The 25,297-nt window shown below is 57.0% G+C and carries 24 protein-coding genes; 7 read left to right on the forward strand and 17 right to left on the reverse strand.

The genetic code is table 11. The features are described from left to right. Positions 1–106: 106 nt before the first annotated feature. Positions 107–1,015 carry a LysR substrate-binding domain-containing protein gene (locus hmeg3_RS17825; RefSeq protein WP_094564916.1) on the forward strand — a complete coding sequence of 303 codons (909 nt, stop codon included), beginning with the start codon at positions 107–109 and terminating at the stop codon, positions 1,013–1,015. A gap of 67 nt (positions 1,016–1,082) precedes the next feature. Then, positions 1,083–1,895, forward strand: a complete 813-nt coding sequence (lgt, locus tag hmeg3_RS17830) for a prolipoprotein diacylglyceryl transferase (protein ID WP_094564917.1) — start codon at positions 1,083–1,085, stop codon at positions 1,893–1,895. A gap of 35 nt (positions 1,896–1,930) precedes the next feature. Here lgt and hmeg3_RS17835 read toward each other — a convergent pair whose 3' ends face one another. From hmeg3_RS17835 to edd, 4 genes are all read right to left on the reverse strand, one after another. Continuing rightward, positions 1,931–2,659 (reverse strand): cytochrome c biogenesis CcdA family protein, encoded by a 729-nt coding sequence (locus hmeg3_RS17835; RefSeq protein WP_094564918.1) that lies wholly within the window; start codon positions 2,657–2,659, stop codon positions 1,931–1,933. A gap of 22 nt (positions 2,660–2,681) precedes the next feature. After that, positions 2,682–3,068 carry a thioredoxin family protein gene (locus hmeg3_RS17840; protein ID WP_094566429.1) on the reverse strand — a complete coding sequence of 129 codons (387 nt, stop codon included), beginning with the start codon at positions 3,066–3,068 and terminating at the stop codon, positions 2,682–2,684. A gap of 224 nt (positions 3,069–3,292) precedes the next feature. Continuing rightward, complete coding sequence (locus hmeg3_RS17845) at positions 3,293–3,916, reverse strand: bifunctional 4-hydroxy-2-oxoglutarate aldolase/2-dehydro-3-deoxy-phosphogluconate aldolase (RefSeq protein WP_094564919.1); 624 nt, start codon at positions 3,914–3,916, stop codon at positions 3,293–3,295. After that, the gene (gene edd / locus hmeg3_RS17850; RefSeq protein ID WP_094564920.1) at positions 3,913–5,763 is read right to left on the reverse strand and encodes a phosphogluconate dehydratase; all 1,851 of its coding nucleotides are present in this window, start codon (positions 5,761–5,763) and stop codon (positions 3,913–3,915) included. The genes hmeg3_RS17845 and edd overlap by 4 nt, the downstream gene beginning before the upstream one ends. 261 nt (positions 5,764–6,024) lie before the next feature. On the opposite strand from edd, the gene pgi reads away from it, so the two are divergent. The 5 genes from pgi to tal all read left to right on the forward strand — a co-directional run bounded on the left by pgi (position 6,025) and on the right by tal (position 12,408). Beyond that, entirely contained in the window at positions 6,025–7,671 is a 1,647-nt protein-coding gene (gene pgi, locus hmeg3_RS17855; RefSeq protein WP_094564921.1) for a glucose-6-phosphate isomerase, read from the forward strand. Between the two features lie 67 nt (positions 7,672–7,738). After that, complete coding sequence (zwf, locus tag hmeg3_RS17860; protein WP_094564922.1) at positions 7,739–9,205, forward strand: glucose-6-phosphate dehydrogenase; 1,467 nt, start codon at positions 7,739–7,741, stop codon at positions 9,203–9,205. Positions 9,206–9,228: 23 nt separating this feature from the next. Further along, complete coding sequence (locus hmeg3_RS17865; RefSeq protein WP_050479436.1) at positions 9,229–10,083, forward strand: SIS domain-containing protein; 855 nt, start codon at positions 9,229–9,231, stop codon at positions 10,081–10,083. An 80-nt stretch (positions 10,084–10,163) separates the two neighbouring features. Beyond that, positions 10,164–11,411 (forward strand): AGE family epimerase/isomerase, encoded by a 1,248-nt coding sequence (locus tag hmeg3_RS17870; RefSeq protein ID WP_094564923.1) that lies wholly within the window; start codon positions 10,164–10,166, stop codon positions 11,409–11,411. 55 nt (positions 11,412–11,466) lie between these two features. Continuing rightward, the gene (tal, locus tag hmeg3_RS17875; protein ID WP_094564924.1) at positions 11,467–12,408 is read left to right on the forward strand and encodes a transaldolase; all 942 of its coding nucleotides are present in this window, start codon (positions 11,467–11,469) and stop codon (positions 12,406–12,408) included. Positions 12,409–12,487: 79 nt separating this feature from the next. Here tal and hmeg3_RS17880 read toward each other — a convergent pair whose 3' ends face one another. The 13 genes from hmeg3_RS17880 to rfaE1 form a co-directional block, all read right to left on the reverse strand. After that, on the reverse strand, positions 12,488–12,868 hold the full coding sequence (locus tag hmeg3_RS17880) for a DUF3597 domain-containing protein (RefSeq protein ID WP_094564925.1): 381 nt from the start codon (positions 12,866–12,868) through the stop codon (positions 12,488–12,490). A gap of 245 nt (positions 12,869–13,113) precedes the next feature. After that, a complete protein-coding gene (locus hmeg3_RS17885; RefSeq protein ID WP_094564926.1) occupies positions 13,114–13,965 on the reverse strand; it encodes an ABC transporter permease in 852 nt (283 codons plus the stop codon). A gap of 42 nt (positions 13,966–14,007) precedes the next feature. Continuing rightward, the gene (locus hmeg3_RS17890; protein WP_094564927.1) at positions 14,008–14,817 is read right to left on the reverse strand and encodes an ABC transporter ATP-binding protein; all 810 of its coding nucleotides are present in this window, start codon (positions 14,815–14,817) and stop codon (positions 14,008–14,010) included. A 143-nt stretch (positions 14,818–14,960) separates the two neighbouring features. Beyond that, the gene (locus hmeg3_RS17895; protein ID WP_094564928.1) at positions 14,961–15,998 is read right to left on the reverse strand and encodes an ABC transporter substrate-binding protein; all 1,038 of its coding nucleotides are present in this window, start codon (positions 15,996–15,998) and stop codon (positions 14,961–14,963) included. 78 nt (positions 15,999–16,076) lie between these two features. Further along, positions 16,077–17,321 carry a CaiB/BaiF CoA-transferase family protein gene (locus tag hmeg3_RS17900; protein WP_094564929.1) on the reverse strand — a complete coding sequence of 415 codons (1,245 nt, stop codon included), beginning with the start codon at positions 17,319–17,321 and terminating at the stop codon, positions 16,077–16,079. 188 nt (positions 17,322–17,509) lie between these two features. Next, positions 17,510–18,106 (reverse strand): recombination mediator RecR, encoded by a 597-nt coding sequence (gene recR / locus hmeg3_RS17905; RefSeq protein WP_094564930.1) that lies wholly within the window; start codon positions 18,104–18,106, stop codon positions 17,510–17,512. Then, on the reverse strand, positions 18,103–18,405 hold the full coding sequence (locus hmeg3_RS17910; RefSeq protein ID WP_094564931.1) for a YciI family protein: 303 nt from the start codon (positions 18,403–18,405) through the stop codon (positions 18,103–18,105). Before hmeg3_RS17910 ends, recR begins: the two co-directional genes overlap by 4 nt. A 68-nt stretch (positions 18,406–18,473) precedes the next feature. Next, the gene (locus hmeg3_RS17915; RefSeq protein ID WP_094564932.1) at positions 18,474–18,800 is read right to left on the reverse strand and encodes a YbaB/EbfC family nucleoid-associated protein; all 327 of its coding nucleotides are present in this window, start codon (positions 18,798–18,800) and stop codon (positions 18,474–18,476) included. 91 nt (positions 18,801–18,891) lie between these two features. Continuing rightward, positions 18,892–20,946, reverse strand: a complete 2,055-nt coding sequence (locus tag hmeg3_RS17920) for a DNA polymerase III subunit gamma/tau (RefSeq protein ID WP_094564933.1) — start codon at positions 20,944–20,946, stop codon at positions 18,892–18,894. 143 nt (positions 20,947–21,089) lie between these two features. Further along, entirely contained in the window at positions 21,090–22,535 is a 1,446-nt protein-coding gene (locus tag hmeg3_RS17925; protein ID WP_094564934.1) for a mannose-1-phosphate guanylyltransferase/mannose-6-phosphate isomerase, read from the reverse strand. A gap of 62 nt (positions 22,536–22,597) precedes the next feature. Further along, positions 22,598–23,566, reverse strand: a complete 969-nt coding sequence (locus tag hmeg3_RS17930; RefSeq protein ID WP_094564935.1) for a sensor domain-containing diguanylate cyclase — start codon at positions 23,564–23,566, stop codon at positions 22,598–22,600. A 304-nt stretch (positions 23,567–23,870) separates the two neighbouring features. After that, the gene (locus tag hmeg3_RS17935) at positions 23,871–24,239 is read right to left on the reverse strand and encodes a helix-hairpin-helix domain-containing protein (RefSeq protein ID WP_094564936.1); all 369 of its coding nucleotides are present in this window, start codon (positions 24,237–24,239) and stop codon (positions 23,871–23,873) included. 128 nt (positions 24,240–24,367) lie between these two features. Further along, the gene (gene rfaE1, locus hmeg3_RS17940) at positions 24,368–25,297 is read right to left on the reverse strand and encodes a D-glycero-beta-D-manno-heptose-7-phosphate kinase (RefSeq protein ID WP_094564937.1); all 930 of its coding nucleotides are present in this window, start codon (positions 25,295–25,297) and stop codon (positions 24,368–24,370) included.

A 25,297-nucleotide genomic window follows, 5' to 3' on the forward strand; every position in this document is an offset into this window, starting at 1 on the left:
ACCAGTCCATCGACTGCGTGGACGCGGTTTTGGCTGCGGGATAGATTGCCTTGCGCAATGCCTTCTGTCAAATATATGATTCGTCATCGATTAAGACGGATTACCTATGAGTGCAGATTCCAGATTGGAGTTGCGCCAGTTGCGCTACTTCGTTGCCGTTGCCGAAGAAAAACACTTTGGCCGTGCCGCCATCCGCTTGCACATGACCCAGCCGCCGTTGTCGCAAACCATACAGGCACTGGAGGAAATGCTGGGCACGCCATTGTTTGCACGCACCAAACGCAGCGTCGCCCTGACGCCGGCCGGGATGGCCTTGCTGCCGGAAGCGCAGCGCCTTCTGCAGCAAGCCAGCGCGCTGCCGGATCTGGCACGGCGTGCCGCCAGCGGTGCGTCAGGTCTGCTTTCACTATCGTTCATTTCCACTGCGGATTACAGTATTTTGCCGCCGTTGCTGCAACAATTTCGGGCACGCTATCCGCAAGTTCAGATCGATCTGCGGGAAGCGACCACAGACGTCCAGCTGGAAGACCTGATGCAAGGCAAGATCGACGCAGGGCTTCTGTTGCCACCCCTGCCGGACAAAGCGCAGAGCGCGCTCGATTATCTGCCGCTGCTGTCAGAACCGCTGGTGGCGGCGATTCCGAGCGGCGTGGTGCGCGGCAAGAATGCGATTGCGCTCAAAAGCATTCGCGAACTGCCGCTGATCATCTTCCCGCGCCGCATTTCTCCTGCGTTCCATGACACCATCCTGAGCTGCTTCCGTGACGCAGGCGTGACGCCGGATATCGGGCAAGAAGCGATTCAGATGCAAACCATCGTCGGCCTGGTGTCGGCTGGCATGGGTATGGCACTTGTGCCACAATCCGTGTCTAACTTGCAGCGTCCCGGCGTCGATTATCGCCCGCTGACCGGCAAGGTGCCGCTGATCGAAACCGGCTTGGCCTGGCGGCGCGACAGCGCTTCCCCGGTGTTGCGCGCGTTTCTCGACATGGTGGCGACACCGCCGGCAACGTGACGCTACCGTCGTTGCCGCGGTTGCTATAGTTGCCGCAACCCCTAACATTCGTTCTGAAAGAGTTCTCATGCTGATTCACCCGATGCCCAACCCGATCGCCTTTTCCATCGGCCCGCTGCAGGTGCACTGGTACGGCCTGATGTATTTGCTGGCGTTCGCCCAGTTCATCGCGCTGGGCCGCCTGCGCATCAAGCAACCCCACATCGCCGCCGTCGGCTGGAAGAAGGAAGACCTCGACGACATGCTCTTCTATGGAGTGCTGGGGGTGGTGATCGGTGGTCGTCTGGGCGAAGTGCTGTTCTACAACCCGAGCTACTACTTCGCCAATCCTGCCGACATCATCGCGGTGTGGAAAGGCGGCATGTCCTTTCATGGCGGCTTTCTCGGCGTGATGATTGCAATGACCATCTGGGGCCGCAAGCGCGGCCGTCATCTGATGGACATCATGGACTTCATCGCGCCGATGGTGCCGCTCGGCTATGCCGCCGGCCGTCTCGGCAACTTCATCAACGCCGAACTGCCGGGCCGCCTCGCCGATCCGTCGCTGCCATGGGCAATGATCTGGCCTAACGTCGACAACCTGCCGCGTCATCCTTCGCCGATTTATCAGATGCTGGTGGACGGCATCCTGCTGTTCATCATCCTTTGGTTCTTCGCCCGCAAGCCTCGTCCGCGCATGGCGGTGGCCGGCATGTTCTCGATGCTGTACGGTTGTGCCCGCTTCTTTACCGAATACTTCCGTACACCGGATTACAACGTCAGCTTCGGCGGCGTCACCATCTCGGCCGGGCAGATGCTGTCTGTACCGATGATCGTGCTCGGTATCGTGCTGTTGATTATCGCGTACAAGAAGAAGAGTGCAGCGATCTCGCCTGCCTGAATAGCCGGTTGGGCGGCGGCAACGTTGTCGCCGCGCTAAAGCGACGTCGTCAGCGCCGTGAGCCATTCAGGTGAATGGTCAAGCAGGAAAACTTCCACTGACTTGTCCCATCCCGTCAGGATGAGTACACCGATGGCGATGAACAACACGCCCAGCACGATCTTCCCCCACGAACCGGCGCCTTGCAGCCTGCCACGCATCTTCAGCATCGCCTGACGTGACAGCATCCCCAGCAAGGCGATCGGCAAACCCGCTCCCAACCCGAACACCGCCATCATCGCGATGATCTGCGGCAAGTCGCGCCCCTGACTGGCGAGCGTAATCGCCGCGCCCAGCGTCGGGCCGACACAAGGACTCCAAATCAGTCCGAGCAGCAAACCCACCAAAAACTGCCCGCGCAATCCGCCGATATTCAGCGTGGACAATATCTTGCTGCCCGCACCGCTTGCACCTGAAGTAGCGACGGCGAAACGCTCCTGCAATTTCTTTGACAGCAGCACGACGCCGATCAGGATCAGGACGATCGCAGCCACCAGCTGAAAGTCGCCTTGTCCCACACCAAGGCGTGCGCCAGCGCTTGCCAGCACGGTACCGACGATGGCGAACGAAGCCGACATGCCGACCGCGACGGCAAACGGCCCGTAACGATGTTCATGAACGGCCGAGCCGATAATCACCGGCAACAACGGCAACACGCAAGGCGACAAGGTCGACAGTACGCCTGCCGCCAGGGCAATGAAGTAAGAGGCAATGCCGAATTCCATGATGCTTGCTTTCAGCCCGCGATCAGAGCGCCTTGTTGATCAGGCTGTCGATGGATGCCTTGCGAGTGTCACCGGTGGAACGCCCCACTTCCTTGCCTCCCTTGAAGACGATCAGCGTGCTTTGCTGTGTGACATTAAAAGCCTTGACGACATCTTTCTGCGCGTCAAAATCGACTTCAAGGAAACTGACGTTCTTGAACGCCGGATCCTTGATCAGCGCGGAGACGATGGGATCCTGCGCCCGGCAGGTCGGACACCAGTCCGCGTGGACGTGGACGACGACCGGCTTGCCGCTCTTGTTGAGCGCATCGAACTGCGCCTGTGCGTAATGCTGGCCGGCAGCAAAAACGGTACTGGCGACGCCAGCTTGCAGGAGTAGAAAGACGGCGAGTGTTTTGAGGATTTTCATGGTGTTTCCCTTGGTTGCCTGGATGAACATGGTGTGAAGCTTGCTGGATGCTGCCTACTTTTTGGTCGTTCGATTCCCGGAAATCTTACAGTTTGTTTGCCTGTCGTGTTTTTACGTCGCACAAAACAAAAAAGCACATGCATCGGATAGTCGATGCATGTGCTTCCATGTTGATGCTGCGGCACTGCTTCCGATGAGAAGCCGTGCAACTTGTCCGCTCTGGTTTAAGAACGCAGCGCGCTGGCAGCTTTGGCCAGCGCCGTAATCTTGTCCCAGTCACCGGCTTCAATGGCGCCCTTCGGCGTCAACCACGAACCACCGACGCAGGCGACGTTCTTGCAGGCCAAAAATTGTGGCGCGGTTTCTTGCGAGATGCCGCCTGTTGGGCAGAAGGTCACATCGGCCAGAGGACCGGCGATCGCGTTGAGCATGCCGACACCGCCCGCAGGTACCGCCGGGAACAGCTTCAATTGGCGGAAACCGGCTTCGCGCGCGGCCATCACTTCCGACGGCGTCATCACGCCCGGCAGCAACGGCAGGCCGCTGGATTTGGCAGCCGCGATCAACGCAGCTGTCAGGCCCGGCGAGACGCCGAACACCGCGCCTGCATCACGCGAGGCGGCAAATTCTTCCGGGCTGGTCAAGGTGCCGACACCGACGATGGCGCCGGGTACTTGCTCGGCAATCGCGCGGATTGCAGGCAGACCATGCTCAGTGCGCAGCGTCACTTCCAGCACACGGATGCCGCCTGCGACCAGCGCCTTGGCCAGCGGCACGGCGTGCTCCAGCTTATCGATGGCGATCACAGGGATGACCGCCGAAGTACGCATGATTTCTAAAATATTCATACTGTCACTTTCTCATTTTCCAAAACTGGCGGCAGGCCGAAACTTGTGCCACCCTCTTCTGCCGCGCTCACGTTGGCGCGGAAGACACTGAACAATTCACGGCCCATGCCGGTCTGGTTGCCCGTCAGATCGGCGGTATCCGATGTACGGGCAGCCCATTCGGCTTCCGAGACCAGAGCTTCCAGGATGCCGGCTTCGGCGTCCAGACGAATCATATCGCCTGTACGCACAAAACCCAACGGTCCGCCTGCCAATACTTCCGGCGTCACATGGATCGCCGCCGGCACCTTGCCGGATGCACCCGACATGCGACCATCGGTCACCAATGCGACGTGACGCCCCTTGTCTTGCAGGATACCCAGTGCTGGTGTCAGGGCGTGCAGTTCCGGCATGCCGTTGGCGCGCGGCCCCTGAAAGGTCAGTACCGCAACGAAATCCTTGTCGAGTTCGCCGGCCTTGAAGGCCTTCATGAAAGCTTCCTGCGAGTGAAACACGATCGCCGGCGCCTGTACGGCACGGTGCTCGTGCTTGACGGCGGAAACCTTGATGACCGAGCGGCCCAGATTGCCTTGCAAGAGCTTGAGACCGCCGTCGGCGGAGAATGGGTTGGTCGCCGGACGCAGCACGGTGTCGTCGCCGCTATCCTTCGGCGTCGCCTTCCAGGTGACCTTGCCATCTTCCATCAACGGCTCGGTGCAATGTGCTCGCAGGCTCTGCCCCAGAATGGTCATGACGTCATCGTGCATCAACCCGGCATCGATCAGCTCACGCAATACGAAACCGGTGCCGCCGGCAGCATGGAAATGATTCACGTCGGCAGTGCCGTTCGGATAAATGCGTGTGACCAGCGGAACCACCGACGACAGTTTGGAGAAATCATCCCAGTCAACGATCAGACCGGCAGCCTTGGCGATGGCGACCAGATGCAGCGTGTGGTTGGTGGAGCCGCCCGTTGCCAGCAAAGCAACGATGGCGTTGACGATGGATTTTTCATCGACCAGGCGACCGACCGGCGTGTATTGCTGGCCTTGCGCCGTGATCTTCAGCGCCTGCTTGGCGGCGGCGGCGGTCAACACGTCGCGCATCGGTGTATTTGGCGTGATGAAAGCGGCACCCGGCAGATGCAAGCCCATGGCTTCCATCAACATCTGGTTGCTGTTGGCGGTGCCGTAGAAGGTGCACGTGCCGGCATCGTGATAGGACTTGGATTCGGCCTCGAGCAATTCGGCGCGGCCGATCTTGCCTTCGGTGTAAAGCTGGCGAATTTTGACCTTTTCGCTGTTGCTCATGCCGCTGGTCATCGGGCCAGCGGGAACAAACACGGCAGGAATGTGGCCGAAGTGCAAAGCGCCGATCAACAGACCAGGAACAATCTTGTCGCACACGCCCAGATAAAGAGCTGCGTCGAACATATTGTGTGACAGCGCTACGGCGGTGCCCATGGCGATGGCGTCGCGCGAGAACAGCGACAGCTCCATGCCTGTCTGGCCCTGCGTAATACCGTCGCACATGGCCGGCACGCCACCGGCGAATTGCGCTACACCGCCCTCTTCGCGAATGGCGTCCTTGATGATCTGCGGGAAACGTTCAAAAGGTTGATGCGCCGACAACATGTCGTTGTAAGACGAGACGATCGCCACCGACGGAGCGCGATCCTGTTTCAGTTTCAGTTTGTCGTTGGCAGGGAATGCGGCGAAACCGTGCGCAAGATTGGTACAGGACAGCGCACCACGTTGCACCCCTTCATGACGCGCAGCATCGAGGCGCGCCAGATAGGCAGTTCGATAAGGCCGACTACGTTCGGCGATGCGTCGTGTGACGCTGGCTAAGGTAGCGTTGAGAGACATGTTGGGTTCCTGATAGCGTTAACAAATGTAATTTTACTACAAAACTTTAAATAAAACTCCGTCTTTTACTTGTTTTGTTGAGGCGCACTACAAATGAAACCAATTGCTTATTTTTCTTACCAACCTATGACAACTACGTTACAAGGCAATTTCACGTGTAAATGAGGCAAACCATATTGTAGTGAAATTACCATAAAAGTAGTAATTCATGTATAGTAAAGATTCTCCCGACCCACCCCACTCTAGCCAAGATTGCAGAACATGCCGCACACAGCACTCACCGCGACCGCAGCCTTCCAAGCACTTTTGTCTCACCACGCCGATGTCCGCGACCGGCACATGCGCGACCTGTTCGCCGCCGATGCCAAACGCTTCGATCATATGACCGTGAAGGCCGCCGGCATCCTGTTCGATTATTCCAAGAACCGCGTCGACAATACTACGCTCAAGTTATTGTTTGAGCTGGCGCGTGAACGCGGTGTAGAAACGCAGCGCGCTGCCATGTTCAGCGGCGACAAGATCAATTTCACAGAACACCGTGCCGTACTGCACACGGCGCTGCGCGCACCGCGCGGCCAAAGCCTGCAAGTAGATGGACAGCACATCGGCGAGGACGTTCATGCCGTTTTGGATCGCATTCACGGCTTTGTCGAGCGCGTGCGCGACGGCCAGTGGCTGGGCCGCAGCGGCAAGCCAATCACCGACATCGTCAATATCGGCATCGGCGGCTCGCATCTGGGGCCGCAAATGGCCTGCACGGCATTGCGCACTTTTGCCCATCCGCGCCTGGCCATGCATTTCGTCTCCAACGTCGATGGCCACGATCTGGATGAAGTGCTGCAACAAGTTGACGTCGATACAACATTGTTCATCGTCGCCTCCAAAACTTTCACCACGCAGGAAACCATGATGAACGCCACGTCGGCGCGCAACTGGTTCCTCCAGCGTGCAGGCGAAGCCGATCTGGCCAAGCATTTCGTCGCGGTATCGACCAACACCGACGCCGTTCGCGCGTTCGGTATCGATCCTGAGAACATGTTTCCGTTCTGGGACTGGGTTGGCGGACGCTACTCGATGTGGTCGTCCATCGGACTGTCGATTGCGCTGGCGATCGGCTTCAAGAACTTCAGCGACCTGCTGGCCGGCGCACATGCGATGGACAAGCATTTCTGCGAGGCGCCGCTGGATCAGAATATGCCGGTCATCCAAGCGCTGATCGGCATCTGGAACCGTAACTGCTTCAACAGCGAATCGCTGTCGATTGCGCCGTATCATCACGATCTGCGCCACTTCCCGGCTTACCTCCAACAGCTGGAGATGGAGAGCAACGGCAAGCGCATCACCCGCGACGGCACGGCTGTCGGCGTGGCAACCTGCCCATTCATCTGGGGCGATGTCGGTACCAACGGCCAGCACGCATTCTTCCAGTTGCTGCATCAGGGCACTGACATCACGCCGATCGACTTCATCGCCGTACTCAAACCAACCCACGACCTGCCCGGTCACCATGCCGTGCTGCTGGCGAATTGCTTTGCGCAATCGGAAGCCTTCATGCGCGGCAAACAAGCGGAAGAAGTGCGCGAAGATCTGCGCAAGCAAGGCGTCGACGAGGACGAAATCAATTTCCTGTTGCCACACAAAACCTTCAACGGCAATCGTCCGAGCAACACGCTGCTGCTCGAAGAATTGACGCCGGCAACGCTGGGTGCGCTGATCGCCCTGTATGAGCACAAGACCTTCGTGCAAGGCACGATCTGGGGCATTAACAGCTTCGATCAATGGGGTGTGGAATTGGGCAAGGTATTGGCCAAGACCATCCAGTCCGAACTCTCCGGCGAAGCCGTACCGGCACGCCACGATTGCTCGACCAACGCCCTGATCGCGCTGGCCAAGCAAGCGCTGTCCTGAAGCGGCAAGCGTATCTGACCCACGATTTACTATTTACCGAACAACTGACTGAGACAAGAAGACTGCTATGGCTATTTCTGATTTTGACCTGGTTTTATTCGGCGGCACCGGTGATCTGGCGATGCGCAAACTGCTGCCTGCGCTGTATGCACGGGATCGTGCACGCGATCTGGTTCCAAGTGCACGCATCATCTGTATTGGCCGTGACAACAAGACCAATGAAGAATTTTTGCAGATCGTCGAGCAAAACTCCAAACCGCATATCAGCAGCGCAACCATGGATGCCGATGTCTGGCAACGCTTTTGCGGCCGCATCCAGTATGTGTCGCTGAACGCAAAAGAACCCGCAACGTATCAGAATCTGGTCGCCGCCCTGCGCAACGACCCGGCGATCTCGCACGTGTTTTATCTGGCGACGCCGCCGACCTTGTTCTCCATGATCTGCGACAACCTGTCGCAAGCCGGTCTGGCAACGCCAAACGCACGCGTGGTGCTTGAGAAGCCTCTGGGCCATGATCTGGAAAGCGCCAAAGACATCAATGCGCAAGTCGGCCGCTACTTCAGCGAATCGCAGATCTTCCGTATCGATCACTATCTCGGAAAAGAAGCGGTGCAAAATCTGCTGGCGCTGCGCTTCGGCAACGTACTGTTCGAGCCGTTGTGGCGCCGTGAATGGATCTCCGATGTACAAATCACCATCGCCGAAGAACTCGGCGTGGGTGGACGTTTCGACTACTACGACACGTCCGGCGCGCTGCGCGACATGCTGCAAAATCACTTGCTGCAACTACTGTGTATCGTCGCCATGGAACCGCCGGTATCCAACTCGGCCGACTCCGTACGCGATGAAAAACTGAAAGTCCTGCGCTCCCTCAAACGCTTCACACCAGCTACGCTGGCAATGAACGTCGTACGCGGTCAATACCGCGCCGGCCACGTCAATGGCGTGGCGGTGCCCGGCTACCGCAAGGAAGAAGACGCCAATCCGGATTCGCGTACCGAGACCTTTGTCGCCGTCAAAGCGGAAATCGATACCTGGCGCTGGGCCGGCGTGCCGTTCTATCTGCGTACCGGCAAGCGCATGGCCGACAGCCTGGCTGAAATCGTGGTGCGCTTCAAGAGCGTGCCGCATTCGATCTTCGCACAGAGCAACGCCACACCAAACTGTCTGGTGATCCGTCTGCAACCGGACGAGGGTTTGCATATGAACCTGATGGCCAAGACGCCTGGCGATGGCATGCGCCTGAAGCCGGTTGAACTGGAACTGGATTTCCGCGAGAAATTCAAGACGCCGCGCATGGAAGCGTATGAACGCCTGCTGCTGGACGTATTGCGCGGCCAGCTGACGCTGTTCATGCGCAGCGACGAACTGGAAGCGGCGTGGGAATGGGTTGAACCCATCCTCGAACATTGGGATCAGGAAGAAAGCGATCCGATTCCCTACAGCGCCGGCACCTGGGGCCCTGCAGCGGCAAGCGCGCTGATCGGCCGCGACGGTTTGCAATGGCGTGAAGAAGCGCTGCCAGAAGTTTAATTTAAAGACTGAACAACAGCTCCATGCTACTCGACTCCATCCGCACTCACATCAATTCGCTCTCCAAATCGGAGAAGAAGGTCGCGGCTGCCATCCTCGCCAATCCGCAACTTGCGCTGCAAGAGAACCTGACTGCGCTGGCCAAGAATGCAGAAGTGTCGGAGCCGACCGTGATCCGCTTTTGCCGCGCCATCGGCTACGAAGGCTGGCATGACTTCAAACTCAAGCTGGCGCAAAGCCTGGCGCTTGCCCTGCCCGGCGCCAACGAGTCGCTGGGACAGGACGACCTTGCCGTCGACCTGGTCAACAAGATCTGCAGCCGTTCGATCAACACCCTGCTCGATTTGCGCAACCATCTCGATCCGGACGCCATCCAACTGGCGCTCGACGTCCTGACGCGCGCCAGCAAGATCGAGTTCTACGGCCAGGGCACTTCCGGCATCGTCGCCAACGACGCCCAGCACAAGTTCTTCCGCTCGGGCGTGCCGACCGTGGCTTACTCGGACCCACATATCCACAGCATCGCGGCATCGCTGCTCAAACCCGGCGACGCGGTTGTGGCGATCTCTCAGCGCGGCGGCAATGCGGCCTTGCTGCGCAGCGTACAGCTGGCGCGCAAAGGCGGCGCCGACATCATCGTGCTGGGGCCGAGCGGCACGCCGCTGGCGGAACTGGCAACCGTACTGGTGCCGATTGACCTGAGCTTCAACATCGATCCTTACACGCCGATTTCAGCGCGTCTGGCGCATCTGGTAGTGATCGATATTCTGGCGGTTGGCCTGGCGCTGCGACGCGGCCCGGAATTCCGCAAGAAGATGCAGAACGCGCAAAAATCTCTGCAAAAATTCGACATGCAGTTCGACTCCTTCTTCCGCTGATCGGGTCTTTCCTTTACGCTGGAGGGCAGCATTTTTCCCTCCATACATAATCATCCGCAACCATTCGTTGAGTTTTGCCCATGACATCAGCAACGACACCAACAACACCAACAACACCGACAGCATCCTTCCGCACGCCGGCCTTCCTGCACCAGCGCCTGCAACGCGATATCGATTTCTTCACAAAACACGCGTTCGATCCGGCCGGTGGCTTCTTCCACTACCTTAATGACGACGGCAGCGTTTACGACAACAGCCGCCATCTGGTCAACAGCACGCGTATGGTGTTTTGCCATGCGCTGGCGTACCGCGCTACCAGCAAGGAAGCACATCGCGATGCAGTGCGCCACGGCCTGAAGTTTTTGCAGGAACAACACTGGCAGCCAAGCTACGGCGGCTATGCCTGGGTACTCAAGGACGGCGTGCCGGCAGACCGTACACAACATTGCTACGGCCTGGCGTTCGTGCTGCTGGCCTATGCGCATGCCTACGACATCGGTGTAGAAGAAGCACGCACGCACATCGACGCGACCTTCGATCATATGGAAAAGCTGTTCTGGTCCGAACAGCATGGCCTCTACGCAGATGAAGCAACGCCCGAAGGCGTGGTGTCATCCTACCGTGGCCAGAACGCCAACATGCACAGCTGCGAAGCCCTGTTGGCTGCCTATGAAGCCACCGGCGATATCCGCTTCCTGCATCGCGCGGAACGCCTGGCACGCAACATCACCGTACGCCAGGCTGCGCTTGCCAACGGCTGGATCTGGGAACACTACACCGCCGACTGGAAGATCGACTGGGAATACAACCGCCACGACAACACCAACATGTTCCGCCCCTGGGGTTACCAGCCCGGCCACATGACGGAATGGTCCAAACTGCTGCTGATCCTCGAACGCCATGCGGAACATCTGCAAGACGACGCCAGCTGGCTGGCGCCGCGCGCACGCGCCTTGTTCGACGTGACCATCCCCGTCGCCTGGGATGAGGAAAACGGCGGCCTGTTCTACGGCATTGCACCCGACAACAGCGTGTGCGACGGCGACAAGTATTTCTGGGTGCAGGCTGAATCGCTGGCCACCGCCGCCCTGCTGGCACAGCGCACCGGCGAAGCAATCTACTGGGAAGTCTACGACCAGCTCTGGCAGTACAGCATGCAGCATCTGATCGATCAGGAGCGCGGCGGCTGGTATCGCATCCTGCAACGCGACAACACGCGCTACGGCCCGGAAAAGCCGCCGCACGGCAAGACTGACTTTTATCATCCTCTCGGCGCGTATCTGGAATCGCTGAACGCCATCGGTGCACCGCTGCCGAAAAAGCGATAGCACTCAAAAACTTACGTAAAATGTCATTTGACCCATTCACAAGAGATCGCTTGCCATGAACCAGTTAGAACAGCTCAAGCAGTACACCACCGTCGTTGCCGACACCGGCGATTTCGAATCCATGAGGGCATTTGCACCGCGTGACGCGACCACCAATCCTTCGCTGATCCTGAAAGCGGTGAAGAAAGACGAATACAAGCCACTGCTGGAAAAGGCCGTGCACGACAACCGCTGGAATCAGCATGAGATCATGGACCACCTGCTGGTGGCTTTCGGCGCAGAAATTCTGAAGATCGTTCCTGGCCGCGTTTCTACTGAAGTCGATGCCGGCTTGTCGTTCGATACGCAAGCCACCATCGACAAAGGCCGCAAGCTCATCGATCTGTATGGCCGTGCCCGCATCCCCAGAGAACGTATCCTGATCAAGATCGCCTCCACCTGGGAAGGCATCCGCGCGGCCGAAGTACTGGAACGCGAAGGCATTCGCTGCAATATGACCTTGCTGTTTTCACTACCGCAGGCAATCGCTTGCGCAGAAGCCAATGTCCGCCTGATTTCACCCTTTGTCGGCCGCATCTACGACTGGTACAAAAAGGCAGAAGGCACGGAATTCACCGGCGCCGACGATCCTGGCGTGCAGTCGGTGCGCAGCATTTACGACTACTACAGCCATTTCGGTTACAAGACTGAAGTGATGGGCGCCAGCTTCCGCAATACATCACAGATCATTGAACTGGCGGGTTGCGACCTGCTGACCATCAGCCCCGATCTGTTGAAAAAACTCACCGAAAGCGACGAGCCGGTGACACGCAAGCTGACCCGCGAAGCGACGCAAGAGCAAGCGAGCCCTCCTCCGCGGACCTCGGAAAAGGATTTTCGCTTTCAGTTGAACGAGAGCGCCATGGCGACGGAAAAACTGGCGGAAGGCATCCGTCTGTTCTGTGCAGACACCCACACGCTGAACAGAATGATTGATGAGATGCGCTCTGCCATCTGAGGCATTGACGCTCTGAAATCCATCCAATAAAAAAGAGGCGCAACAGCGCCTCTTTTTTATTGCCCGACACAATCCCTCTTTAGTGCTTCAACTCGTCCGGAACCTTGCCGCCATTTTCAGCCACCTTGGTCATGACTTGTTTGTGCAGCCAGATATTCATCGTCGCTGAATCGTTCGTATCACCCTGATACAGCAACTCCTTTGCCAGTTCCTTGCGTGCTGCCAGACTGCTGTCCAGATCAAGCAGTTTCATCAGATCGACAATAGATGTCTGCCAGTTCAGCTTCTGCGGATTCTTTTCTGCCATGTCGTTCAGGAAGGACTCCACGTCAACTAACGGTGTCACCTGCCCGGCGACAACACCGGTATTCGATGCAGGCGCGGTGGTATTGGCGGCGTCATTCTGGGTGGGATGGGAAGAAGGAAAAATCTTGCTGAAAATATTACTCAGAATGCCCATGGCGTTCTCCTGAAAGGGAATAAACAAAGCTGTTGCGGGAAAGAAGCAACAGCCAGCTGAGAAAACCCTGGCAAGGTGAAGTTCCTGCGCATTTTGTAACGCAGTGACAAGTCGTACGCTTACCGAAAAGCTTCGGTCGTGATTGCAGCTTTTCACGAAACATAAATGAAAAGAGGCGGGATATCCGCCTCTTTTCTTTCATCGCATTTTTTGCCGCATTGCTGCTTGCCAATAGCGAGCCATGACTACATTTTTTCAGTCTCGCCCGATTTCGGCTGCCACTTCATCAGACGCTTTTCGATCACACCGACCGCTACGTCCAGCACCAGTGCAAACGCCGTCAGCACGACAATCCCGGCAAATACGGTATTGATGTCGAAGCTGCCTTCCGCCTGCAAAATCAGATAGCCGACGCCACGTGCCGAGCCAAGGTACTCGCCCACCACGGCGCCGACGAACGCCAGGCCGATGGAAGTATGCAGGCTGGAAAACACCCACGATGTCGCCGACGGCAGATACACCGTACGCAGCAGCTGACGCGCATTGGCGCCGAGCATGCGCGCATTGGCCAGCACCACGGGGCTGACTTCCTTCACGCCCTGATAGACGTTGAAGAACACGATGAAGAACACCAGCGTCACCGCCAGGGCCACCTTGGACCAGATGCCCAGACCGAACCACATCGCAAAGATCGGCGCCAGAATCACCCGCGGCATCGAGTTGGCGGCCTTGACGTAAGGATCGAGGATGGCCGAGGCCACCGGCGACAGCGCCAGCCAGAGGCCGACACCCAAGCCCAGTACGGTGCCGATGCCAAAGGCCAGCACGGTTTCCGTCAAGGTAACCAGCAAGTGCGAATAAATCTCGGCAGGGAAAGTCAGCGTAAAGAACGTGGTGTCGCCGAAGCCGACTTCCAGCGAGCCGCTGCCGACGGTGAACCATTGCCAGATACGCACGGCGACTTTCAGCGGTTCACCGAAGAAGAAGGCGGTTTGCTCATTGCGCGTGGCGATGTGCCAGACGCCGAGCACGACGACCAGCACCAGCAATTGCCAGAAGCGCAGATTTTTATGACTTGGTTTGAGGAGTTTCCACATGATGATTCTTTGTTCAGTTTTCTATGTCGACCGGCTGAGGACTCAGGCCGCGGTTTTTTGTTGCTGATATCCCTTGAGCACTTCGTCGCGCAAGACCGACCAGATTTGCTGATGCAACTCGACAAAACGGGGATGCGTGCGAATTTCGGCAACGTCGCGCGGACGCGGCAGGTCGATCGTGAACTCGCCGATAGGATGCGTGGCCGGGCCGGCTGACAGCACGACCACGCGATCAGACATAGCAATGGCTTCATCAAGATCGTGGGTGATGAACAGCACGGCTTTCTTCTTGGCGTTCCACAGATCCAGCACTTCGTTTTCCATCAGCTGGCGCGTCTGAATGTCGAGCGCGGAAAATGGTTCATCCATGAGGATGATGTCCGGATCCATGATCAGCGTTTGCGCCAGCGCCACGCGTTTGCGCATGCCGCCCGACAGTTGATGCGGATAGCGGTCGCCAAAGCCTTTGAGGCCGACGCGCGCCAGCCATTGTTCGCCGAGTTCCTTCGCTTGCTGATCGTCGATGCCGCGATATTGCAGACCGGCGATGACATTCTCCAGCGCGCTGCGCCATGGCATCAGGGCTTCAGCCTGGAACATGTAGCCGGCACGCTTATTGATGCCCACCAGCTCTTCGCCGAACACCTTGATGCTGCCCGACGACGGTTGCAGCAAACCTGCACCGACGTTGAGCAAAGTCGATTTACCGCAGCCTGTCGGCCCCACGACCGAAACAAATTCGCCCGGCGCAATCGCCAGCGTGGTGTTGGCGACGGCGGTATAGCGTTGTGTGCGGTCGTCCTTGGAAACAAAAGTGCAGGTAATGTCGTCGAGAAAAAGTGCTGGCGTCATAGCTAGGATTCTCCGGCCAGGCCGAATGTTGGTGCGTTGAGAGAAACCATCAAAAGAAACATGATGAATACAAAAGAATACGAGACTACAAATTGCAGACGGGCACCCAAAGGCGCCCGTGTGTTATGGCTGATGAAGATCGCTTACTTGTACTTGGCGTTGGCCTTCTTGACGAAGTCGTTGGTGTAAGTCTTGGACAGATCGATCTTCTTGCTGGCCAGATCCGGTTCAAAAGCTTGCAGCGTCTTCAGTGCAATCGCAGGGCCTGCATCCGGGAAGGTGCCATCCGGCGAGATCGCTTCACGCACCTTCAGGAAGGCGGCGATGTACAGCGCGCGGTCGCCCAGCAGATAGCTTTCAGGAACGGCCTTGATGATATCGGAAGGACCTGCTTTCTGGATCCATTTCAGCGCGCGCACCATGGCGTTGGTCAGCGCTTGGGTGGTGTTCGGATATTTCTTGATGAAGGCTTCGGGTGCGTACAAGGTCGCTGCAGGCATCGGGCCGCCGAAGACGTCATTGGTGTCTTTCAGCGTACGCGTGTCGGCGATGGTCTTGATTTCGCCCTTTTGTTCCAGCATGGCGATCACAGGATCCAGATTGGCGATTGCATCGATCTGACCGGAACGGATTGCCGACAAGGCGCCTGCCGCTGCACCGACGCCGATGAAGGACACGTCAGTCGGCTTCAGTCCGGCCTTGGCGAGAACGAAGCTGGCCATGACGCTGGTCGAGGAACCCGGTGCGGTCACGCCGATCTTCTTGCCCTTCAGGTCGGCGATGGTCTTGTAGTTAGGCATGGTCTTGTTGTTGACCGCAAACACGATTTGCGGTGCACGGCCTTGCAGAACGAAAGCGACGATGGCCTGATTTTTGGCTTGCATGTTGATGGTGTGCTCATACGCACCGGAAACCACGTCTGCGCTGCCGCCCACCATGGCTTGCAGGGCCTTGGCGCCACCGGCGAAGTCGGAGATTTCGACCTGCAGGCCTTCATCCTTGAAGTAGCCCAGTTGCTCGGCGACGGTCAGGGGCAGGTAGTAAAACAGGTTCTTGCCGCCGACGGCGATGGACACCTTCGGTTTTTCCAGCGTCTGCGCGAACAGATTGGTATTGAACGTCACATAACCGGCCAGGAACAGGGCCAGAGCGATCGCAAATTGCTTCAGGTTGAATTTCATGTGGTCTCCTCCTATGAGCGTACTTATTTGTGCTTACTTTTGTGCTTACTAGCCGGGCAGTTCCGTGGATGACTGCCTTCAGATGACTTTGTCTTGCCGCAACTGCGCAATTTGTGCGTCATCATACCCCAGCGAACGCAAGATTTCATCGTTATGCTCGCCGAGACCCGGGCCGATCCATTTTGTGCCGCCCGGCGTCTCCGACAATTTGGGTGTAACTGCTGGCAATTTGATCGGCGTGCCGTCGGCAAATGTATGTTGTTCGAACATGTTGCGGGCCAGGAATTGCGGGTCGGTCATCATGTCGCGCACTGAATAAATCTTCCCGACCGGGACGTCTGCGGCCTGAAGAATGGCGAGCGCATCATCAATAGTGCGCGTGTTGCACCAGGCCTGAATGGCCTGATCAATCTCTTCCGTACGTGGTACACGGCCGTCGTTGCGCGCCAGTTGCGGATCATTGGCCATGTCGCTGCGGTCGATGGCGATCATGAGACGTTTGAAAATGGCGTCGCCATTGCCTGCGATGACAATGTTCTTGCCGTCGGCGGTGGTGTACGTATTGGAAGGCACGATGCCTGGCAAAGCGCCTCCCGTACGCTCACGCACGACACCAGCCTGGTCGAATTCCGGCACCAGGGATTCCATCATGTTGAAGACCGACTCATACAAGGCGACGTCCACCATCTGGCCCTGCCCTGCCACACACAATTCTCCGTCTTTGCCGTTCCAGCGGCCGCCGGTGACATCGCGATGGCGCAAGGCCATCATCGCACCAATGACGCCGTGCAAAGCGGCAACCGAGTCGCCGATGGAAATGCCGATACGTACCGGTGGGCGATCGGTGTGGCCGGAGACATAGCGAATGCCTCCCATCGATTCGCCGATGGCGCCAAACCCGGGCAAGTCCTTCAAAGGGCCAGTCTGGCCGTAGCCGGAGAGGCGCACCATGATGGTGGCGGGATTGATTTTCTTGAGTGCTTCGTAGCCGAGATTCCACTTTTCCAGCACGCCGGGACGGTAGTTTTCGATGATGATGTCGGCGTCCAGCGCGAGGCGTCGGGCGATGTCCTGCGCCTGCGGATCCTTCATGTTGAGCGTGAGGCTTTTTTTATTGCGTGCCTGCACCGACCACCACAGCGAGGTGCCGTCCTTGAGAACACGCCATTGACGCAGTGGATCACCGACTTCGGGCGCTTCGACCTTGATGACGTCGGCGCCGAATTCAGCAAGCATGCGCGAGCAGAACGGACCGGCGATCAATGTGCCGAGTTCGAGTACTTTGATGCCGGCCAAGGGGCCGGTAGTTTGTTTCTTTTCCATATGATTGTTATCGGGAGTCGCTGCGACTAACTCAGGCTGGCGTAGCGACTTGAGTCGGTCTCGTTTGCTCCTGCGTTAATCTGCAGTCATCTGCGTTAATCGCGCGCCCCGAATCTCCTCTCCTGCTTTGTTGTGTTTTGCCCTGATTTCTTGGCTATATTTTTTTGACTGCTTCTGATTTGTGCTGACTACGTTACGCGCCGGTCCAGCATGGCTCGGGCAATCGTGCCTGCGTCGACATATTCCAATTCACCTCCCACCGGCACACCGCGCGCCAGACGGCTCACTTTGAGACCGCGCGCTTTGAGCGTTTCACTGATGTAGTGAGCCGTGGCTTCGCCTTCATTGGTGAAGTTGGTGGCCAGCACCACTTCCGACACGACGCCATCAGTGGCGCGCGTGATCAGTTTTTCCAGATGAATGTCCTTGGGACCGATACCGTCCAGCGGCGACAGACGTCCCATGAGCACGAAATACAAACCCTTGAAGGTCAGCGTCTGCTCGATCATCAGTTGATCGCTGGGTGTCTCGACCACGCAGAGAACGGTCGTGTCGCGCTCGCCATCCTGGCAAGTGTCGCAAATGACTTGTTCGGTGAACGTATTGCACAGCGCGCAGTGGCGGATTGTTTCTGCAGCCTGAGCGAGTGCACGGCTCAGCTGCAAAGCGCCGTCGCGATCATACTGCAGCAGATGGTAAGCCATGCGCTGCGCAGATTTGGGACCGATGCCGGGAAGAGTACGCAGGGATTCCGTAAGCAGGGTGAGACTGGACGGGGTTTTCAATTTCGATCTGAGGTATGCCGAAAGACGGAAAGCGCTTCGGCCGTCATGGATGGGACGAACTCGGTAATTTCATATTCTGCAACGCCGCCGATGTAAAACGGGTCGGTTTCGATAATGGCTTCTACTTCGGCGCGGTCGGCTGCGTCAGCAATGATGATGCCGCCGCTGCGTGGCACCTTGCGGCCCGACATCAGGAATATGCCGTCGGCATATTGTTCGTTCAGGAATTGCTTATGCGCAGTCAGCAATGCGTCTATTTCGCCAGCCGACTTGGTATAGGTAATCGAGATAACGAACATGATGCCTCCCTCAGAATGCAGTCGCTGCCATCTCGACAGCGCACCGCCACATCATACCGGCACATCGCTTAGAACGGCATTTTGAATCCCGGCGGCAATGGCATACCGGCAGTCATGCCTGACATCTTTTCTTGCGATGTAGCTTCCGCCTTGCGGACTGCGTCATTGAAAGCGGCAGCGACGAGATCTTCCAGCATGTCCTTGTCGTCAGCCAGCAGCGACGGATCAATAGAGACACGCTTGACGTCATTCTTGCAGGTCATCACGACTTTGACCAGTCCTGCGCCGGACTGACCTTCAACTTCGATCAATGCAAGTTGCTCTTGCATTTTCTTCATGTTGTCTTGCATCGCTTGAGCCTGCTTCATCAAGCCTGCCAGTTGGCCTTTCATCATGGTCGTACTCCTTGGTAACTAAGTTGATTCATCTTTTCTGATGCCGTGGCAAAAATGGCACATCGGCACCGTTGGTAGGTCTGCGGTACGCCTATAACGGCCGGATCGAGCCAGGTACGATAGATGCGCCAAACTCGCGCATCATGACTTGCACAAACGGGTCGTTTTTCACGGTCTGCTCCGCTTCGCGTTGCCTTTCGGCACGATCGGCTTCTGCTTTGGCATTGGCGGTGAGCGCCACCATGCCGATTTCAGTTTCTACTCTGACTGTTTTACCAAAGCGCTCGCTCAGAACGGCAGCCAACTTGTCGACATTACCTGAAGCACGCAAAGTTTCTACCGGAATGCGCAAATGGAAACAGATGGCGTTGCCGACTTGTTCGCATCGCACCAGTTCACTCTGTTGAGCCATCTGTTGCACCATACCGCGCAGCGGCAATTCGGCAGCCAGGTGCGGCCAATTGCCGTCCCAGCCGAGCTCGGCGGCAACTTGCGCAGTCTGCGCCTGCATTGCCGGTGTAACGGGGCTGACCGCTACCGCGAGCGGTGCAACGACGATCGGATTTTCGACATTGTCGAGTACAGCATGACTTACGTCTTCGTTTGCGCCGCCTGTTGAATACTGTTCAGTTTTTTTTTGAGCGTCGGCACTAGCCGGCTCTTCATCCCAAGGAGGAGGCATGTCGTCGGACACGCTTGCCATCGCCGGAGGAACTGTCGGTGCTGCTGCAGGTGCGGCCTGAACCGGTGCGGGAGCAGAAGCTGGCACGGGTGCAGGTGCTGCTGCAGCGGGACGCGGTGAACTCTTTCCTGACGCCGCCCGGGCAGCCTCCAACGCTGCTGCGCGCGCGGAATTTCCAGGGCCCGCGGCAGGTGCAGCGGGTGCGGCAACCGGTGAACGGGAAACAGGTGCACTGGCGGTAGCGACTTGCGGCGCAGCACTCAGCGGAGCAACGGCAGGCGTCGCTCTGCCTGACGCTGCGGAAGCTGATGGTCTTGCGACAGGCGCTGCGGGTGCACTGCCAGCGGCTCCGGCAGCACCGGCAGCGATCGGACGGAAAGCCAGCATACGCAACAAAGTCATGCTAAAGCCCGCATATTCATCCGGTGCCAGACCCAGTTCATTGCGGCCGTGAACAGCGATCTGATAAAACAGTTGCGCTTCTTCAGGATTGAATTGGGAGGCAAGACGCATGATGTCTTCGCGCTGCGGCACATCTTCCGCCAACGCAGCGGGGACAGTTTGCGCCAAAGCGATCTGATGCAGCAGCGTCGCCAGATCCTGCAAGGCGGCGTTATACGAGAGGCTGCGGGTGGCCATTTCATCGGCGACCGACAGCAGTGCTGCACCGTCTTGCACAGCGAGCGCATCCAACACGCGAATCAGATAAGACTGATCGAGCGCACCGAGCATGCCCTGTACGGCTTCCAATGTCACTTTGCCGGCGGCGTAGGCAATCGCCTGATCCGTGAGCGACAAGGCGTCACGCATGGAACCATGTGCGCCTTGTGCCAGCAGGCGCAGTGCAGGAGCTTCGAATTCAATGTTTTCCTGGCCAAGGATATTGTCCAGGTGGCTGATGATGTGGCCCGGCGGCATTTGCTTCAGATTGAACTGCAAGCAACGCGACAGCACGGTCACGGGAATTTTTTGCGGATCGGTCGTCGCCAGGATGAACTTGACATGTTCCGGCGGCTCTTCCAGCGTCTTCAGCATGGAGTTGAAGGCGTGATTGGTGAGCATGTGCACTTCGTCGATCATGTAGACCTTGAAGCGGGCGTTGGACGGCGCATAAATCGCCTGCTCCAGCAGCTGCGCCATTTCATCGACGCCGCGGTTGGACGCGGCATCCATTTCGATATAGTCGACAAAGCGACCGGCATCGATGGCAACACAGGCTTCGCAAACGCCGCAAGGCTGGGCGGTAATGCCGCCATTGCCGTCAGCGCCCACGCAATTGAGCGACTTGGCCAGAATACGGGACAAGGTAGTCTTGCCCACGCCACGGGTGCCGGTGAACAAATAGGCATGATGCAAACGCTGCTGTTCCAACGCATGTGTCAGCGCCCGCACGACGTGCTCCTGCCCCACCAGCGTATCGAAGCTGCGGGGGCGGTATTTGCGGGCGAGAACTTGGTAGGACATAAACGTTTGGGTGCTTTAGGACAGTGGCGTTGGGTCAGACGGGCATTTTATTCTATTTCGGGCCCGTCTTAACCGACTATCGAGGAAATGGCCTGATTGACCGGTCAAGCACCGGAAGAAATGCTTATTTTTAAAATGCTGGACTATTTCCGTCCGTAAGTGTCTTCGAAGCGGACGATATCGTCCTCGCCCAGATAGCTGCCGGATTGCACCTCGATCATTTCCAGTGGGAACTTGCCAGGATTTTCCAGGCGATGCGTGACGCCCAGAGGGATATAGGTCGACTGATTTTCCGATAGCAGGAATACTTCTTCGCCGCGCGTAATACGCGCTGTGCCTTTGACGATGATCCAATGCTCGGCGCGGTGATGGTGCATCTGCAAACTCAGCGTACAACCGGGGTTCACCACAATGCGTTTTACCTGGAACCGCTCGCCGGCATCGATGGAATCATACCAACCCCAGGGGCGATGAATTTTGCGATGCGTCAGCGCCTCGCCACGCTTCTCCGCTTTCAACTGCGCGACAATCTGCTTGACCTCCTGCATGTTGTCTTTATTGGCCACCATGACCGCATCCGATGTCTCGACGATCACCAGATTGTCGATACCTACGCAAGCGACCAGACGCTCCTGCGCGAACACCAGATTGTTCGACGACTGAGCCAGCATGACATCGCCCCGCGCGACATTGCCTGCCCCATCTTTCTCGGACACGTCCCACAATGCATCCCAGGCGCCGACATCTGACCATCCGGCGTCCAGCGGAATGATGCGCCCATCAATGTCAAGCGCCGAAGCAACCGCCAGTTTTTCCATGATGGCGTAGTCGATGGAATCGGCGGGACACGACTCAAAAGCAGCCTTATCAATACGATAAAAATCATGATCTTGCTTGCCCCCATCAAATGCAGCGCGGCATGCGTCGGCCATAGCCGGTTGAAAATGATCCATTGCGCGCAACCAGACGCTGGCGCGCATCATGAAGAGACCACTGTTCCAGAGATAATCACCAGAGTCGATGTACGTCTGTGCCGTGGCCGCGTCGGGCTTTTCCACAAAACGATCAATGACATAGGCATCATCGACGGCTTTCCCGCGCTGAATGTAGCCGTAACCGGTTTCAGGCCGATCGGCAACAATGCCAAATGTCACCATGGCTCCTGCGACTGCGTGAGGGATGCCTTTCTTAATCGCGATTTGAAAAGCATCGGCGTCTCGAATGACATGGTCTGCCGGCATGACCAGCAAAATCGGATCACCTTTGTCCCGATGAGCAAGCAACGCTGCCAGTGTCAAAGCCGGAGCGGTATTGCGCCCGACTGGCTCAAGCACAATATGATTGCTGGGACGTCCTGCGGCCCGCAACTGCTCCGCAGTGATGAACCGATATTCTTCATTGCAAACGACGACAGGCGCTTGAATCAACGTATACTCGTTGCCTCCATCCTGGATTCGCAAGGCAGTCGCCTGCAGCATCGTATCGGTGCCAACCAGTGGCAATAGCTGTTTGGGATATTGTTCGCGGGAAAGTGGCCACAAGCGCGTACCGGAGCCGCCTGAAAGAATTACTGGCTGCAGATAAGTCATTAATCTATCGCTGTCTTTAATCGCTGTTTATTGGTGGATGGCTACTTCAGCGCCTCAAAAAATTATGGCGCCTCGCGCCGCCGTTTCTTTTGCTGATACATCAGCGCATCGGCGCTGCTCATGAGGTCGCCAATCGTATCATGAGAGGCGGGATCATATTCGATGGCGCCGACGCTATACAGCAAATCGTAGCCACGCTTGCTGTCGCGATTATACTCATTGACCGCTGTCTCCAGATGACCAAGCACAGCCTGGGTTTCCTGTGCCGGTGTATTGGTAAGGAACACTGCAAACTCATCCCCCCCAAGACGGCCGATCACATCCGATTCGCGAAAATTACCCATCAGGATGCGCGCGAAATTGATCAACGCCCTATCCCCTTCGGCATGGCCGAAACGGTCATTGATCTGCTTGAACAAATCCAGGTCGAAATATAGCAAAGATGCCGGTTTTCCAAGCCGCTTGCACATACTGAGTGCATGTTCCGACAGCGACTCAAACCCGCGCCGGTTTGATAGTTTTGTGAGTTCATCCATGGTTGCCAGATGCACGGCTGCCATTTCCTGTTCGACCATGCGCGTCAGATCCGCAAGCATGGCTTTGTCGTCCTCGTCAAATTCACGGGGAATGGTGTCGAGAATGCATAAGGTACCCAGCTTGTAACCTTGCGGGCTACGGATCGGGCATCCGGCATAGAAGCGAATGTGAGGATCTCCCACCACCAATGGATTGTCATGAAAGCGAGAATCTTCTAAAGCATTGCTTACCACCATGACCTCATCACGCAAGATCGCATGCGAGCAAAAGGAAACGTCGCGTCCCGTTTCACAGGCATCCATACCGGCACGCGCTTTAAACCATTGCCGTTTAGCATCCACCAGACTCACCACCGCCGTCGGTACTGAAAACAGCCGACGCGCGAGCCGTGTCAGGCGATCGAACCGCTCTTCGGGAGGCGTATCCAGAATGTGCAAATTATGCAACGCACCAACGCGCGCTTGCTCATCGACGGGAATATCAGCGATTTTCATAAGTACCTTTACCCAGTAATTGAGAGAGCTTGTTGAAGGGCAGAACCACAGCACAGTCATGTGCATGCCAATGAAGCATTTCCCTCCTTGACCGTATCGCACATACACGATTTGTATTCGCGACAACTACCTTATCGGCAAATTAAGGTTATTTATTCTTGATGTTCATAAATGACTGTAATGCCGATTATTTTTATGTGCAAGCACGGCCGAGCTGAATGACTATTTGCTGCCACAAGAACAAAAAACCCCGCAAAAGCGGGGTCGGTCAGCAAACAAAGTGACGTATGGAGCTGCCAGGCCATCAGCCCTTGCTGGCCGCCGGTTTGTCCGTTTTGGCGTCTTGTTCTTTCATCTTTTTAGGAAAGGGTTTAGCTTCGCCTTTGCTCGTGACCAGCGACTTGTTACGCGGTTGCCCGTTCACCGTCAGGCCGGCATCGGACAATTTATTGGCGCTTTTATCACCAACGCCTTTGACGCGCGTAGTGAAGTCTGCCCAATCCTTGAAATCACCCTTTTTGCGCTCATCCAGAATGCGCTTGGACATTGCAGGGCCGATACCTTTGATGCCATCCAACGCCGCCTGATCCGCCTTGTTGACGTCAGCCTGAGCAAATGCCAAACCGGCAGTCATGGCGAACGTACAGATTGCCAGCACGATTTTCTTCAACATAATGTTCCTTTAGAGGTAAGTGTCGAGTCCATTAACAACACCGGTAAACAAAGTCAGCCGGCTGAATGACTTAACGATACCCAGGAACAAAAGTTGACAAAATAACAATCAAATAAAATCGAAATAAATTAGAGAGAAAGTTCTTCGCGGGTGACGGTCGCCGTTCCCAACTTACCCACAACGATCCCACCTGCCAGATTCGCGATTCGGACCGCTTCCGGCAAAGCAACGCCATTGCCCAACATGACGGCCAATGTAGCAATCACGGTGTCGCCGGCACCGGAGACGTCAAACACCTCACGCGCGACAGCGGGGAAGTTGAGGACTTCGTTCTCCTGATACAGCGTCATCCCCTCTTCAGAACGTGTCAACAGCAGCGCTTCGAGCTCCAGTTCCTTACGCAGCTTTTGCGCCTTTGCTGTCAATTCCTCTTCGGTCTTCCAACTTCCGACAATACGGATAAGTTCGGAGCGATTCGGCGTCAGCATGGACGCGCCTTTATAGCGTAAGAAATCGTCGCCTTTGGGATCCACCAGAATCCGTTTGCCCAGCTTGCGGCCGACGCTGATCATATCGGCGACATTAACCAGGCTGCCTTTGGCGTAATCCGACAAAATGATCACGTCGTAGTTGCTGACCAACGCGTTGTATTGCGTCAACTTGTCGCGCAATACGGTGTCGGTCGGTGCATCTTCGAAATCAACTCGCACCAGTTGTTGCTGGCGGCCAATGACGCGCAACTTGATGATGGTGGAAATTGCCGGATCGCGATTGAGGTAGCTATCGATGCCTAGTTCGGTCAACAAACCTTCGACAACCGAACCTGCCTCGTCCTGCCCGATGACGCCAAGCAAACCGGTGTTCGCGCCCAGTGTCGCCGCATTGCGCGCAACGTTTGCGGCCCCCCCCAGACGTTCTTCGCGCCGCTCCACCCGTACGATGGGAACGGGTGCTTCGGGCGAGATGCGATTGACTTCGCCAAACCAGTAGCGATCCAGCATGACGTCGCCAACGATCAAGATATGGGCTTTATTGGTGGCAGAGAGCGCTATGGCCAT

This window comes from Herbaspirillum sp. meg3 (assembly GCF_002257565.1).
Classification (GTDB): Bacteria; Pseudomonadota; Gammaproteobacteria; order Burkholderiales; family Burkholderiaceae_D; genus Herbaspirillum.